Below are 13,918 nucleotides of genomic sequence, written 5' to 3' on the forward strand. Positions count from 1 at the left end.
CGATCCGACAACCGCTCACCCGCACACGACTTGACCTGCCCCACCCTCGCCACACCACAACCAACGAGACAGACACACCAAAGTCACTGGCATTGGGCCTAGCCCCGCTGGACCAGCTCGTCGTAGGTGCTGAGCACCTGGGCGACGGTGGCGGCCTCGTCCGGCCAGGTCTCGGCCTGCTGCCGGCCGGCCGCCACCAGCCGCTCGCGGCCCGCCGGGTCGGCCAGCAGCCCGCGCACCGCCCCGCCGATCGCGACCGGGTCGCCGGCCGGCACCAGCACGGCCGCGTCGCCGACCAGCTCGGGGATCCCGCCGACGGCGGTGGCGACCACCGGCACGCCGGCCCGCATCGACTCCTGCACCACCAGCGAGCGGGCCTCCCAACGACTGGCGACCACCACCACGTCGGCGGCCGCCAGCAGGTCGGGCACGTCGGTGCGGAAGCCGAGCAGCCGCACCGGCAGCTTCTCGGCGGCGACCCGCTCGCGCAGCCCGGCCGCCTCCGGCCCGTCCCCGGCGAGCAGCAGCAGCGGCTCCGGGTCCAGCACGGACAGCTCGCGGGTGGCGTCCAGCAGCAGCCCGAAGGCCTTCTGCGGGACGAGCCGGCCGACCGCCAGCACCAGCGGCCGGTCCGGGCCGTCGCCGAGCAGCGCGGCGCGCGCCGCGGCCCGGTCGAGCCGGCCCTCGGGCATCGGCGGGGCGGCCACCGGGCCGAGCCGGGCGTCGGTGGCGCCCAGCTCGCGGGCCCGGGCGACCAGGTCGGAGGAGGCGCCGAGGACGAGGTCGGCGGCGCGCGCGACCCGGCGCTCCATCAGCCGCTGCAGGCGGCGCTCCAGGCCGGTGGCCAGCAGCGCGTGGTGGGAGGTGACCACCAGCGGGGTCTCCGGGCGCAGGCCCGGGAAGCGGCCGGCGGTGCGCAGGGCGAGGTCGGCGAGCAGCCCGGCGCGCAGCCCGTGCGCGTGCACCACGTCGGCGCCGGTGAAGGCCCGGCGCAGCTCGCCGATCGCGGCGGCGTCACTGCGGGCGCCGGCGGTGGGGGTGATGTCGACGGTGTGGAACCTGGCGCCGGTGCGGGAGAAGCCGAACAGCGCGTCCGTGCCGGCCGGGGCGCACACCGTGACGATCACGCCGTGCGCGACGAGGCCCTGCGCCAGGGAGCGCACGTGGGCACCGATACCGCCGGTGCTGGCGGCCAGGACGAGTACCACGTGCAGCTGCCCCGGTTCTGGGGTGGCAGCGGCGGCCCGGGCGGCGGAATGGTCCACGTTCTCTCGCATCCGACTCGATCAGGTTCGCGCGCCGCTTCGCGAGGGTTGCCCGTCGGCGGCGCTCGGGACTGGAAAGCCAGTGTCCAGCCGCCACCATGCCAGGTCGGCGGCCCTCTTGGACAGTCGGCGCCACCGGGGGCGCGTCGCCTTCCGTCCGCAAGGGCCACCCGGCCCTGTCGGTGGGTCGGACGCCCCGGCCAGGGCCTGTCGCAGCAGGTCCGGCCGGGGGTTGCCGGACCCGCGTTAGCGGTGGCGCGGGGCCCGGGCGGCGGCCAGCAGTTCCTCGGCGTGGGCCCGGCCGAGCTCGGAGTCCTCCAGGCCGGCCAGCATCCTGGAGAGTTCGCGCACCCGCTCCTCGTCGTTCAGCACCTTGACGCCGCTGCGGGTCACGGTGCCGTCGTTGGTCTTCTCCACCACCAGGTGCCGGTCCGCGAAGGCGGCGACCTGCGGCAGGTGGGTGACCACCACGACCTGGGCGGATTCGGCCAGTTTGGCCAGCCGGCGGCCGATCTCGACCGCGGCCTTGCCGCCGACGCCCGCGTCCACCTCGTCGAACAGGTAGGTGGGGACGGGGTCGGCGCCCGCGAAGACCACCTCGACGGCGAGCATCACGCGGGACAGCTCACCGCCGGAGGCGCCCTTGGCGATCGGGCGGGGCTGGGCGCCGGGGTGCGGGGCGAGCAGCACCTCGACCTCGTCCACGCCGTGCGGGCCGTAGGCGACGGTGCGGCCGTCGACCTCGATCCCCGACAGGTCGTCGACCTGGGCGATCGAGAAGGTCACCCGGGCGTGCGGCATCGCCAGTTCGGCGAGTTCGGCGGAGACGGCGTCGGCGAAACGCCCGGCCGCGGCCTGCCGGGCGCCCGACACCTCGGCCGCCAGCTCGGCCAACTCGGCCCGCAGCGCGGTCTCCTGGGCGCCGAGCTGGTCGATCCGGTCGTCGTCGCCGTCGAGTTCGGCGAGCCGGGCGGAGCCGGCCTCGGCCCAGGCGAGCACCTCGGCGAGGGAGTTCTCCGGGCCGCCGTACTTGCGCAGCAGCTGGGCCAGGACGGCCCGGCGGTCCTCGACGGCGGCGAGCCGGACGGGGTCGGCGTCCAGGTCGTCCGCGTAGCCGGCCAGGTCGCCGGCCACGTCGGCGAGCAGGTAGCCGACCTCGTTGAGGCGGTCGGCGAGGCCGGCGAGGCGCTCGTCGTGGTGGCGCACGGCGTCCAGGGCGCGGCGGGACTGCGCGAGCAGGGTGCCCGCGTCCAGTGCCTCCGGGTCGGCCGGGTCGCCGGCCAGGGCGGCGTGGGCGAGGGTCGCGGCGGAGGACAGCGCGTCGGCGTGGCCCAGCCGCTCGGCCTCGGCGGCCAGCTCCGTGTCCTCGCCGGCCACCGACTCGGCGGCGGCGATCTCGTCCAGGCCGAAGCGCAGCAGGTCGGCCTCCTGCGCGCGCTCACGGGCCCGGGTGGTCAGCTCCTCCAGGGTGGCCGAGACCTCGCGCAGGCTCCGGTAGGTCTCCCGGTAGCGGGCCAGCGGCTCGGCCACCGCCTCGCCCGCGTAACGGTCCAGCGCGCCGCGCTGGCGGGCCGGGCGCAGCAGCCGCTGCTGGTCGGTCTGGCCGTGCACGGCGATCAGTTCCTCGCCGAGTTCGGTGAGCAGCCCGACCGGGACGGCCCGACCGCCGACGTACGCCCGGGAGCGGCCCTCGGCGGAGACGGTCCGGCTGATCAGCAGGGCGCCCTCGTCCAGTTCGGCCCCGGCCTCGGCCGCGCGGATCGCCGCCGGGGAGCCGGGGGGCAGCTCCAGCCGGCCCTCGACGACGGCGCGTCCGGCCCCGTTGCGCACCAGGCCCGGGTCGGCGCGGCCGCCGAGCAGCAGGCCGAGGCTGGTCACGACCATGGTCTTTCCGGCGCCGGTCTCACCGGTCACGGCGGTGAAGCCGGGGGCGAGTTCGACCACCGCGTCGTCGATGACCCCAAGATCCCGTATCCGCATCTCGTCCAACACGGAGACGACCTTACGAGGTTCCACCCCCGGCGCGCGACGAGCGGCAACGCCGCGCGGCAACTCCGTGCCCGGAAGTTCACCCCTTCCGGGGCGTTTGCCCGGGTCCCGGCACCGTGCACCACGGCAGGAAGATCTGCACCAGCGGGCCGATCGCCAGTGCGTACGCGACCGTGCCGACCCCGGCGGTGCCGCCCAGCAGGACGCCGGCGGCCAGTACCGTCACCTCGATGCCGGTGCGGATCAGCCGCAGCGAACGCCCGGTGCGCCGGTGCAGGCCGGTCATCAGGCCGTCGCGCGGGCCGGGGCCCAGGCGGGCACCGATGTAGAGGCCGGTGGCCAGGCCGTTGAGCAGGATCGCGGCGGCCATCAGCGCGATCCGGGCGGGCAGCCCGTGCGGGCCGTCGACCAGCCGCAGCGTGAGGTCCATCGAGGCGCCCAGCACCAGCACGTTGGCGACGGTGCCGACGCCCGGGCGCTGGCGGATCGGGATCCACAGCAGCAGGACCAGGGCGCCGCAGATGGTCACCCAGGTGCCCACCGAGAGGCCGGCGACGCGTTGCAGGCCCTGGTGGAAGACGTCCCACGGGTCGAGGCCGAGGCCGGAGCGCAGCATCAGCGCCATGCTCGCGCCGTACAGGTAGAGGCCGACGGCGAGCTGCGGGATCCGGCGGCCCAGGGCGTGGGTGTCGCCGAGCACCCGGGCGGCGAGCGGGGGCCGGGCGGCCTCCGGGGCGGGTTCGGGCGTGGTCGTGGGCGTGGTCGTGGTGGCCATCGGGCGCTCCTGCGGGTGGTGCTGCACCCCGGGCGGCCCCGGCGGTGGCGGACTCGACGGCCGCACTGCCATGATGGTCAGGCCAATAGAGCCCGCTCCAGGGCCAATTTCGAGCAAGTGGACTGATCAGCCTTGGCCGACTGGCACACCACCGTCACCCCGCCCGCGCTCGCCCGGCTGCTCGCCGCCGCCCGGCTGCCCGAGCCGGCCACCGCCCGCCGCCCCGCCTACCGGACCCTCGCCGGGCAGATCCGGCTGCTGGTCACCGAGGGCCGCCTGCCGGTCGGCGCCCGGCTGCCCGCCGAGCGCGAACTCGCCGGCGCCCTGGAGCTGAGCCGCACCACCGTCGCCACCGCCTACGAGACCCTGCGCGCCGACGGCTACCTGCTCAGCCGCCGCGGCGCCGGCAGCTGGACCACCCTGCCCGACGGCGCCCCGCCGCCCAGCGACGCGCTGCACCCCGTCCCCCCGGACGAGCAGGGCCGCACCCTGGACCTCGGCGTCGCCGCCCTGCCGGCCCCGCAGCCCTTCCTCGGCGAGGCCGCCGTCCGGGCCGTCGAGCAGCTGCCCTGCTACGCCGCCGGGCACGGCCACTACCCCACCGGCGTCCCGGTGCTGCGCGAGGCCCTCGCCCGCCGCTACACCCAGCGCGGCCTGCCCACCACCCCCGACCAGATCCTCGTCACCACCGGCGCGATGGGCGGGCTGCACCTGGTCCAGCGGGCGCTGATCGGCCGCGGCGACCGCGTCGCCGTCGAGGCGCCCAGCTACGCCCACACCCTCCAGGCGCTCCGGATCACCGGCGCCCGCCTGGTGCCGGTGCCGTACGGCTACCGCCCCCAGCCCGAGTGGGACCTCACCGAGTGGCGCGGGGTGCTGCGCGGGGCCGCGCCCAAGGTCGCCTACGTGATCCCGGACTTCCACAACCCGACCGGCGCACTGATCGGCGAGGAGCAGCGCCGCGAGCTGCTGGCCGCCGCCCGGGCCGCCGGCAGCGTCGTCCTGGTCGACGAGACCACCGCCGAACTCGGCTGGGGCGTACCGGAGTCCGTCCCGCTGCCGCGCCCGATGGCGGCGCTGGACCGGTCCGCCCAGGTGGTCACCGTCGGCTCGGCCAGCAAGCTGCTCTGGGGCGGCCTGCGGATCGGCTGGGTCCGGGCCGCGCCCGCGCTGGTGCGCCGGCTGGCCGCCGACCGGGTCTACAGCGACGTCGGCACGCCGGTCCTGGAGCAGCTGATCGCCGCCGAACTGCTGGGCGAGCCGCTGCCCGCCGTCCGGGCGCACCAGTTGGACCGGCTGCGGGCGACGGCGCACGCCTTCGCCGCCGCACTGCCCGAGCACCTGCCGGGCTGGTCGTTCACGCCGCCGCCCGGCGGGCTCTCGCTCTGGGTGTCCACCGGCGGGCTGTCCGGCGCGGCGCTGGCCCGGTCCGGGGAACGCGCCGGGGTGAGGATCGCCTCGGGCAACCGGTTCGGCTCGGACGGCGCGTTCGAGCACCACGTCCGGATCCCGCTCACCGTGCCGGCCCCGGCCGTCCCCGCCGCCGTGCAGCGGCTCGCCGAGACCGCCGCCCGGGCGACGGCGGGCGGCCGGTACGGGCCGCCCGGCGACACCCCGCCGCTGGCGATCTGACCAGCGGCCCGACGGGCCGTCAGCAGTGGGTGTTCGCCCGCCCGCGCCAACCCGTCACCGGCAGCGCGAACTTGGCCACCAGCCGGTCGGTGAACGGCGCCCGGTGCAGTCTGGCCAGGCGCACCGGGGTCTGCCCCCGGCGGACCTCCACCCGTGCGCCGGCGGGCAGTTCGACCGTGCGTCGCCCGTCGCACCAGAGCACGCCGTGCGGGGTCTTGGGCTGCACCTCGACGGCCAGCACCGAATCCGGCGAGGTCACCAGCGGGCGGGCGAACAGCGCGTGCGCGGAGATCGGCACCATCAGCAGCGCCTCCACCTCCGGCCACACCACCGGCCCGCCGCCGGAGAACGCGTACGCGGTGGAACCGGTCGGCGTCGCGCACACCACGCCGTCGCAGCCGAAGTTGGAGACCGGGCGGCCGTCCACCTCCGTCACCACCTCCAGCATCCGCTCCCGGGACGCCTTCTCGATCGACGCCTCGTTCAACGCCCAGTCCTGGTGCACCACATCGCCGTTGGTGCGGACGATGACGTCGATCGTCATCCGCTCCTCGACCTCGTAGTCGGCGTCGACCACCCGCTCGACCACCACGGCCAGATCGTCCCGCTCGGCCTCGGCGAGGAACCCGACCCGGCCCAGGTTGATCCCGAGCATCGGCAGCCCGTGCTCGCGGGCCAGCTCCGCCCCGCGCAGCAGCGTCCCGTCCCCGCCGGCGACCAGGATCAGCTCGCAGCCGTCCGCCGCGCCCGGCCCCCCGGCCACCTTCTCGACCCCGTCCGGCAGGTCCAGGTCCAGCGCCTCGGAGGCGAGCAGTCTGATCCGGATGCCCGCCTTCAGCAGCCCGTGCACCAGGGCCTCGACGCTGCGCAGCGCCGCCGCCCGGCCGGTGTGCGCGATCAGGAAGACCGTACGTTCTTCATCGCTCATGCCGCTGCCCTCTCCCTCACGCCTGCCGGGTCGCCTTCGGCCCCGGTACGGCCGCGTCACACAGCATGACGGACCGGACGCCCCCACAGCACCCTATCGGGGCCCCTCCGCGACGGCCCGGTCCGCCTCGGCGGGATCCAGCTGCGGGGCGTCCCGGCGCAGCCACAGGAAGTACTCCACGTTCCCGGACGGGCCCGGCAGCGGGCTCGCGGTGACGGCGCGCACGCCCAGCCCGAGCCCCCACGCCTGCCCGGCGACCTGGCGCACCATCTCGGCACGCAGCTGCGGGCTGCGCACCACCCCGCCGCTGCCCAGACGCTCCTTGCCGATCTCGAACTGCGGCTTGACCATCAGCACCAGGTCCGCGTCCCCGGCCGCGCAGGCGGCCAGCGCGGGCAGCACCAGGCCCAGCGAGATGAACGACAGGTCGCCGACCACCAGGTCGACCGGGGTGCCGCCGATCAGCTCCAGGGTCAGCTCCCGGACGTTGGTGCGGTCCATCACCGTCACCCGCTCGTCGCTCTGCAGCGACCACGCGAGCTGCCCGTAGCCGACGTCCACCGCCAGCACGCCGACCGCGCCGGCCCGCAGCAGGACGTCGGTGAAGCCGCCGGTGGAGGCGCCCGCGTCCAGCGCCCGGCGGCCCTCGACCACCAGGCCCTGCGGGACGAAGGCGGCGAACGCCCCGGCCAGCTTGTGCCCGCCGCGCGAGACGTAGTCGGGATCGTTGTCGTCCTTGGCCACCACGACCGCCGCCGAGGTCTCCACCTGGGTGGCCGGCTTGGTCGCGGTGGTGCCTCCGACGGTCACCCGGCCGGCCGCGATCAGCTCGGACGCGTGCTCACGCGACCGGGCCAGCTTGCGGCGGACCAGCTCCGCGTCGAGTCGGCGTCGTGCCACTGCCACTGGTGTTTCAGCTCCTACGAGTCCTGCGGGTCGTTCCAGGGTCATTCCTGGTCGAGCGCGGCCAGCGTGTCGGCCAGCCGCTGGTGAACATCTTCGTACACCTCGACGTGTGCCTCGGCCGGGACCCCGTCCAGGGCCTCCAGCCGGGCCAGCCCGGCGTCCACCACGGGGTGGCCGGTCGGGGTCTGTTCCACGCCGAGCGGTTCGACGGCTTCAGCTGGTCCGGTCATCGGGCTTCTTCGTGCTGGTGGCCTTGCGGACGGTGGTCTTCTTCGTCGCCGTGCGCTTCGCGGGCGCCTTGGGCTGCGCGGCCGGCTCGGCGGCGGCCTGCTGCGCGGTGGCGGTCTTCTTGACGGCCGTCTTGCGCACGGTCGTCTTCTTGGCGGCCGTCTTCTTGGCCACCGGCTTCTTGGCGGCCGCCTTCTTCGCCGGGGACTTCTTCGCCCCGGCCCGGCCCGCCGCCGGGGCCTTCTCCGTCGGGGCCTTCTCCGTCGAGGTCTGCTCCGTCGCCGGGGACTTCTTCACCGGGGTCCGCTTCGCGGCGGCCTTCCCCGGTAGCGACGGCCGTACCGGCGGGACGGGCGGGTCGACCTCGACCGGCTCGTCCACCTCCACCCGTTCGGCCACTATCGGCTCCCCCGCCGCCGGGGCCGCCGGCTGCTCGTCCGCCCGCTCCCAGCCGCGCCCGAACAGGTCGTCCGCCCGGGGCGCCGGCGTCGGCTCCGCCGCCTCGTCGACCCCGGCCGACCGCACCGCGGGCTCGGCCTCCTCCTCGACCTCGCGCAGCTTGCTCTCCAGGTAGGCGAGCACCACGCCGACCTTCATCACCTGGTCGCCGACCTTCTCGAAGGCCTTCTCCACCTCGCCGCGCGCCACCCCGACGGCCAGGTCCACCCCGGCCCGCCCGGCGGTGACCGCCTCCTCCGCCAGCGTCTGCAGCGTCTTCGCCGACGGCGGGAACTGCCCGCCGAGCCGACGCTCGACCTCGGTGACGTCGACCCCGGTCCGCTCCAGGATCACGGCCGCCGTCCCGACGACCCGCTTGCCGACCTCCTCCGCCAGCCCGGCGGCGACCTCCACCACTCCCCGCACCGTCCTCGGCAGCATCCGGGTGCCTCCTTAGCGCCTGCGCGCATCGCTCCGTCGCCGTCGGTGCCCGGGCCGATCCGGGCACCCCACGGACGACGCTACCGCCAAAACCCGCCTGCGGTACCGTGGCCCGGCAGGGACCATCGCCGTCACCTGCCGCAACCACCAGGGAACCCAGGGAGGGGAACCACCGCCATGGCCAACGCCGAGGAGTGCCGCGAGGCGCTGGAACAGCTCAGCCGGAACATGGCGAAGTCCACCGGTGACGTCCGCAAGGCGGCCGCCCTCGACCGCTCGCTCAGCTGCCGGATCACCGACCTCGACCTGACCTTCACCGGCCAACTGCGCGACGGCCGGATCCACGACCTCGCCTCGGCCCCCGGCGCCCCGGCCGAGAAGGCGGCGATCCGGCTCACCATGAGCAGCGACGACCTGGTCGCCGTGGTCTTCGGCGGGCTCAACTTCGCGTCCGCCTGGGCGGGCGGCCGGATCCGGCTGGAGGCGGGCTTCCGCGACCTGCTGCGGCTGCGCACCCTGCTCTGAACCCGGCCGCCGTGGTCCTTCCCTCTTGGCCCCGAATACTCCGGACCCGAGCGCCCTCGCCTTGAGCGTCCTGGCCCCGACCGCCCTCGCCTTGAGCGCCGTGCGGCGGCTCAGAACCCCAGCTCGGCCAGGGCCTTGCGCCCGTCGGCCGGTGCGCCGTCCGCGTCCAGCGCCGTCCACGCCGCCGCGCACAGCGCCCGCAGACCGTCCCAGCGGTCCCCGCCGCCGTCCAGCCGCAGCACGCCACCGGCGGCCGACGCGACCCAGCCGCCGCAACCGAAGCCGTCCGCCCCGGTCGTGACCGCCGGGTGCGGCTCCAGCAGCCCGCGCAGGTCCGCCGACAGGTAGGTCGGCCGGTGCTCGGCCGGGGCCGCCAGCAGCTGCGCCGGGGTGGTCACCCCGGTGAACACCAGCAGGCTGTCCACCCCGCCGTTGAACGCGCCCTCGATGTCGGTGTCCAGTCGGTCGCCGACCACCAGTGGCCGCCGCGCGCCGGTCCGCAGCACGGTCTCCCGGTGCATCGGCGGCTGCGGCTTGCCCGCCACCACCGGGTCCACCCCGGCGGCCGCCCGCACCGCCGCCACCAGCGTCCCGTTGCCGGGCGCGATGCCACGCGCGGTCGGGATGGTCAGGTCGGTGTTGGAGGCCACCCACGGCAGCCCCTGCTGCACCGCGTACGCGGCCTCCGCCAGCTGCGCCCAGCCGACCGACGGGTCGTAGCCCTGGACCACCGCGAGCGGCTCCTCGGCCAGCGAGCGGACGGCGACCAGCCCGCGCTCGGCCAGTGCTTCCTCCAGCCCCGGACCGCCCACGACCAGCACCTTCGCCCCGGCCGGCACCTGCTCGGCGACCACCCTGGCGGCTGCCTGCGCCGAGTTGATCACGTCGGCCGGCTCGGCCGGCACGCCCAGCCCGGTCAGGTGCTCGGCCACCACCCGCGGCGGGCGGGAGGCGTTGTTGGTCACGTACGCGAGCCGCATCCCGGCCGTCCGGGCGGCGGCCAGCGCGTCCACGGCGTGCTCGATCGCGTGCGGGCCCGCGTAGACCACGCCGTCCAGGTCCAGCAGCGCCGTGTCGTACGCCTCGGTCAACGGCTGCTCGCTGCCGCCGGGGGCGGTCCGTCGCACGGTGGTGGTCGGTGCGGTCATGGCTGCGCTACCTCATTCACTGCGTCGTTCGCTTCCTCGGGTGCCCCCGAGCGGGTCGGCCCTTGAGCCGGTGGGCCCCGAGCCGGTCAGACCTCGTCGTCCGCACCGGCGTCGCCCGTCGGCGCCCCGTCCGGGCCCGGTGGGGGCGCCAGGTACCCGGGTGCCCCGGGCAGCAGCGGCCCGAACGCCCCGGCGCGGGCCGCCAGGGTCGCCCTGGTCTGCCGCAGCGCCGCCTGGTAGTGCTCGGTGCCCGGCCGCATGGCCACGGCCAGCGCCAGGTGCTCGGCGGACGTCTCGAAGTCGCCCAGCCGGGCCGCCGCGACGCCCCACCCGAACTGAGCGTAGTCGTCCGACGGATCGGCCAGCGCGACGGCCCGGAAGTTCTCCAGCGCCGCCGCGTACGAACCGGTGTCGAACTGGGCCCGCGCCAGCGTCTCCCGGATGCTGCGCGACTGCGGCTCGGCCGCCGCCGCCCGGACCAGCAACTGCTCGGCGGCCGCCGCGTTGCCCTGGGCCAGCAGCCTCCCGCCGCGCCGGAACCAGTCGTACACGTCCCCGGTCGGCTCGCCGGAACGCCCCTGCGCCGGCACGCCGCCGTGCACCTGCGCACCCCCGCCACCGGCGCCGTCCAACCCGCCCTGCTCGGCCGGGCCGCTGCCGTCCAGCCGTTCCTGCCCGTCGTCCATGCGGTACCTCGCCCTCGGTCGCACACCCGTCCCACAGGTCAGCACGGGTATTCCGATCTCTCAACAACGCGTACCCGGTTACGATGCCCAGAATGAGCACACCCAGTGCAGAAGACGGAGTCGAGACTCCCGAGGGCGGCCCCGGCGATCCCGGGCACGTCGCCACCGCAGGCCTGTCCCTGTCACCCTTCCAAGGCCTGCGCTACGTCCCCGATCGGGTCGGCGCGCTGGCTGCGGTCATGTCACCGCCGTACGACGTCGTCGACCCCGGCCGTCGGCTCGACCTGGAGACCGCCGACCCGCACAACGTGGTCCGGCTGATCCTGCCCAGGCCCGAGCCCGAGGACGCCGGCGACCGGCCCGACCGCGACACCAAGTACCGGCACGCCGCCCGGCTCCTGGCCGCCTGGCAGCGCGAGGGGATCCTCGCCGCCGACCCGGCGCCCGCGCTCTACGTCTACGAGCAGCGCGTGCCAGCCACCGGCGACTCCCCCGAGCTGCTTCAACGCGGACTGATCGGCGCCCTCGCGGTGAGCGGTCGCGAGGCCGGCGTGGTCCTCCCCCACGAGGACGTGATGCCGCGGCCGGTCGCCGACCGGGTCGGCCTGATGCGCACCACCCGGGCCAACCTCGAACCGCTGCTGCTCACCTACCGCGGCAGCGGCGGCGCCTCCGGCGTCATCGAGCGGACCGTCCAGGGCGAGCCACTGCTCTCCACGGCCACCAGCGACGGCACCCACCACCGCCTCTGGGCCGTCGCCGACCCCGCCGAGATCGCCGAGATCAGCCGCGACCTCGCCACCTGCCGGGCCCTGATCGCCGACGGCCACCACCGCTGGGAGATGTACCTCCGCCTCCAGCGCGAGCACCGCCACCTGCCGCGCAGCCCGTGGGACCGCGGCCTGGTGCTCCTGGTGGACACCGCCCGCTACCCGCTGCGGGTCCGGGCCATCCACCGGGTGCTGTACCGGCTGCCGGTGGCCGAGGCGCTGGAGAGGCTCGGCGACCAGTGGAAGGTCAAGGAGGTCCCCGGCCCGCTGACCGCCGCCCTCCAGGCCCTCGCCGAACAGAAACGGCACGGCGGCAACGGCTTCATACTGACCGGCGGGGACGGCGTGTACTGGCTGCTCGGCGAGCCCGAGGAGGCACTGCTCGACGCCACCGTGCCGCACGACCGGCCCGAGGAGTGGCGCCATCTGGACGCCACCGTCCTGCACGCCACCCTGCTCGACCGCACCTGGCACGTCCCCGACGGCCCGGACGACATCGGCTACCTGCACACCGCCGCAGCCGCCGAGCAGGAGGCCGCGCGCACCGGCGGCACCGCCGTCCTGCTGCACCCGGTCCGGGAGAGCGTGGTCCGCAGACTCGCCGAACAGGGCGTCACCATGCCGCGCAAGTCCACCTCCTTCGGGCCGAAGCCGGCCACCGGACTGGTGCTGCGCAACCTCGAACTGGGCTAGGTTCCCCCGCCGAAACGCGAAGAGGCCCTGCCCGCTTCCCCTTGAATTTCAGGGGAAGCGGGCAGGGCCTCACTCGTCGGTCGGAACCGCTCAGCTGCGGGCGTCGCCCTTGGCCTCGGCGTCAGCCTTCGCCTCGTCCTTGGCCTCGTCCTTGGCCTCGGTGGCGCGCGCGGGCACCACGCCGTCGAACTCCTCGTCGATCTCGAGGTCGTCCTCGTCGTAGTACTCCTCGACGTTCTCCTCGTCCTCGAAGATCACGCGGTCGTCGGAGGCCTCGCCGCCGCGCTTCTTCGCCGGGGCGTCGGCCTGCTCGAACTCCTCCTCAGCCATCTCCGGGTCGAGCGCGTCCACGAACTCCACGCCGTCGATCTCGGCCAGGCGCTCCGCCGCGTTGGTCGTGCCCTCGGTGTCGGCCTCGGCCGCCTTCGCGAACCAGTCACGGGCCTCGTCGCCACGGCCGGCCGCGATCAGCGCCTCGCCGTAGGCGTACCGGAGACGCGCGGTCCACGGGTGCACGGCGCTGGAAGCCAGCTCCGGGCTCTGCAGGGTCACCACGGCCGCGTCGAACTGCTCCATGTCGGAGCGGGCGCCGGCGGAGACCAGACGCATCTCGACCTGGCCGGCCTTGTCCAGCTGCTTCACCTCGGGCTCACCGGCCATCGCCAGGGCCCGCTCCGGACGGCCCAGACCGCGCTCGCAGTCGGCCATCACCGGCCACAGGTCCGCACGGCCGGTCATCCGACGGGCGGCACGGAACTCGGTCAGCGCCTCGGAGTACCGCTGCGTCATGTAGGAGGCGAAACCGGCCGCCTCACGGACGGCAGCCACGCGGGAGGCCAGACGGAGCGCGACGCGGGAGAACTGGTAGGCCTCCTCCGGCTCGGTGTCGAGCAGGCGGGCCACCATCACCAGGTTGCGGGCGACGTCGTCCGCGAGCGTCTTGGGAAGGCTCTTGAGCTCCTGGCGCACGTCCCCGTCCAGCTCGAAGCCGGTGACGTCCTCCGGGATCGGCAGGCGCTTGACGGGCTCGTAGTTGCCGCGACGGTCGTCGTAGCCACCCCGGTCGTCACGGCGGTCGTCGCGGTTGAAACCACCGGACGGGCGGTCGCCACGGTCGCGGTTGAAGCCACCGCCGGAGGGGCGGTCGTCACGGCGGAAGCCGCCGCGGTCGCCGCCACGGTCGTCGCGGTTGAAACCACCCGAGGGGCGGTCGCCACGGTCGCGGTTGAAGCCGCCACCGGAGGGGCGGTCGTCACGACGGAAGCCGCCACGGTCGCCACCACGGTCATCGCGGTTGAAACCACCACCGGACGGGCGGTCGTCACGACGCGGACGGTCGTCACGGTCACGGTTGAAGCCACTCGGACGGTCATCGCGACGGAAACCGCCACCACCGGACGGGCGGTCGCCACGGTCGCGGTTGAAGCCGCCACCGGAGGGGCGGTCGTCACGACGGAAGCCGCCACGGTCGCCACCACGGTCATCGCGGTTGAA

General features: G+C 75.4%; 13 protein-coding genes and 1 pseudogene. 3 read left to right on the forward strand and 11 right to left on the reverse strand.

Going from position 1 to position 13,918, the window contains the following annotated elements:
• Positions 1-98 precede the first annotated feature (98 nt).
• The 3 genes from ACFWPT_RS39615 to ACFWPT_RS39625 all read right to left on the reverse strand — a co-directional run bounded on the left by ACFWPT_RS39615 (position 99) and on the right by ACFWPT_RS39625 (position 4,029).
• Positions 99-1,277, reverse strand: coding sequence for a glycosyltransferase family 4 protein (locus ACFWPT_RS39615; RefSeq protein WP_380487836.1), 1,179 nt, complete (start codon positions 1,275-1,277; stop codon positions 99-101).
• 234 nt (positions 1,278-1,511) lie between these two features.
• Positions 1,512-3,245: a DNA repair protein RecN gene (gene recN / locus ACFWPT_RS39620; RefSeq protein ID WP_380487847.1), complete on the reverse strand. Its 1,734-nt coding sequence runs from the start codon at positions 3,243-3,245 to the stop codon at positions 1,512-1,514.
• Between the two features lie 88 nt (positions 3,246-3,333).
• Complete coding sequence (locus ACFWPT_RS39625) at positions 3,334-4,029, reverse strand: YitT family protein (RefSeq protein ID WP_380487838.1); 696 nt, start codon at positions 4,027-4,029, stop codon at positions 3,334-3,336.
• A gap of 132 nt (positions 4,030-4,161) precedes the next feature.
• Between ACFWPT_RS39625 and ACFWPT_RS39630 the strand changes: the two genes are divergently transcribed.
• Complete coding sequence (locus ACFWPT_RS39630) at positions 4,162-5,661, forward strand: PLP-dependent aminotransferase family protein (RefSeq protein ID WP_380487840.1); 1,500 nt, start codon at positions 4,162-4,164, stop codon at positions 5,659-5,661.
• 19 nt (positions 5,662-5,680) lie between these two features.
• Here ACFWPT_RS39630 and ACFWPT_RS39635 read toward each other — a convergent pair whose 3' ends face one another.
• From ACFWPT_RS39635 to ACFWPT_RS39650, 4 genes are all read right to left on the reverse strand, one after another.
• Positions 5,681-6,589, reverse strand: coding sequence for an NAD kinase (locus tag ACFWPT_RS39635; protein ID WP_063349647.1), 909 nt, complete (start codon positions 6,587-6,589; stop codon positions 5,681-5,683).
• Positions 6,590-6,682: 93 nt separating this feature from the next.
• Entirely contained in the window at positions 6,683-7,540 is an 858-nt protein-coding gene (locus ACFWPT_RS39640; protein WP_380341245.1) for a TlyA family RNA methyltransferase, read from the reverse strand.
• Positions 7,537-7,725 carry a hypothetical protein gene (locus tag ACFWPT_RS39645; protein WP_063349645.1) on the reverse strand — a complete coding sequence of 63 codons (189 nt, stop codon included), beginning with the start codon at positions 7,723-7,725 and terminating at the stop codon, positions 7,537-7,539. The genes ACFWPT_RS39640 and ACFWPT_RS39645 overlap by 4 nt, the downstream gene beginning before the upstream one ends.
• A complete protein-coding gene (locus ACFWPT_RS39650) occupies positions 7,709-8,602 on the reverse strand; it encodes a histone H1-like repetitive region-containing protein (protein WP_380487843.1) in 894 nt (297 codons plus the stop codon). The genes ACFWPT_RS39645 and ACFWPT_RS39650 overlap by 17 nt, the downstream gene beginning before the upstream one ends.
• 177 nt (positions 8,603-8,779) lie before the next feature.
• On the opposite strand from ACFWPT_RS39650, the gene ACFWPT_RS39655 reads away from it, so the two are divergent.
• On the forward strand, positions 8,780-9,127 hold the full coding sequence (locus ACFWPT_RS39655; protein WP_380379778.1) for a sterol-binding protein: 348 nt from the start codon (positions 8,780-8,782) through the stop codon (positions 9,125-9,127).
• Positions 9,128-9,237: 110 nt separating this feature from the next.
• Here ACFWPT_RS39655 and ACFWPT_RS39660 read toward each other — a convergent pair whose 3' ends face one another.
• The gene (locus ACFWPT_RS39660) at positions 9,238-10,275 is read right to left on the reverse strand and encodes an HAD-IIA family hydrolase (RefSeq protein ID WP_380487845.1); all 1,038 of its coding nucleotides are present in this window, start codon (positions 10,273-10,275) and stop codon (positions 9,238-9,240) included.
• A gap of 86 nt (positions 10,276-10,361) precedes the next feature.
• Entirely contained in the window at positions 10,362-10,961 is a 600-nt protein-coding gene (locus tag ACFWPT_RS39665) for a tetratricopeptide repeat protein (protein WP_380379772.1), read from the reverse strand.
• Positions 10,962-11,053: 92 nt separating this feature from the next.
• Here ACFWPT_RS39665 and ACFWPT_RS39670 point away from each other — a divergent pair, with 92 nt between their 5' ends.
• Positions 11,054-12,424 carry a DUF1015 family protein gene (locus ACFWPT_RS39670; protein WP_079135935.1) on the forward strand — a complete coding sequence of 457 codons (1,371 nt, stop codon included), beginning with the start codon at positions 11,054-11,056 and terminating at the stop codon, positions 12,422-12,424.
• Positions 12,425-12,514: 90 nt separating this feature from the next.
• Here the strand turns inward: ACFWPT_RS39670 and ACFWPT_RS39675 are convergent, their stop codons facing one another.
• Positions 12,515-13,393: a tetratricopeptide repeat protein gene (locus ACFWPT_RS39675; RefSeq protein WP_079136336.1), complete on the reverse strand. Its 879-nt coding sequence runs from the start codon at positions 13,391-13,393 to the stop codon at positions 12,515-12,517.
• A gap of 66 nt (positions 13,394-13,459) precedes the next feature.
• A pseudogene (locus ACFWPT_RS39680) lies at positions 13,460-13,918 on the reverse strand (RNA helicase); the annotation flags it as partial.

This window comes from Kitasatospora sp. NPDC058478, assembly GCF_042720345.1.
GTDB lineage: Bacteria > Actinomycetota > Actinomycetes > Streptomycetales > Streptomycetaceae > Kitasatospora.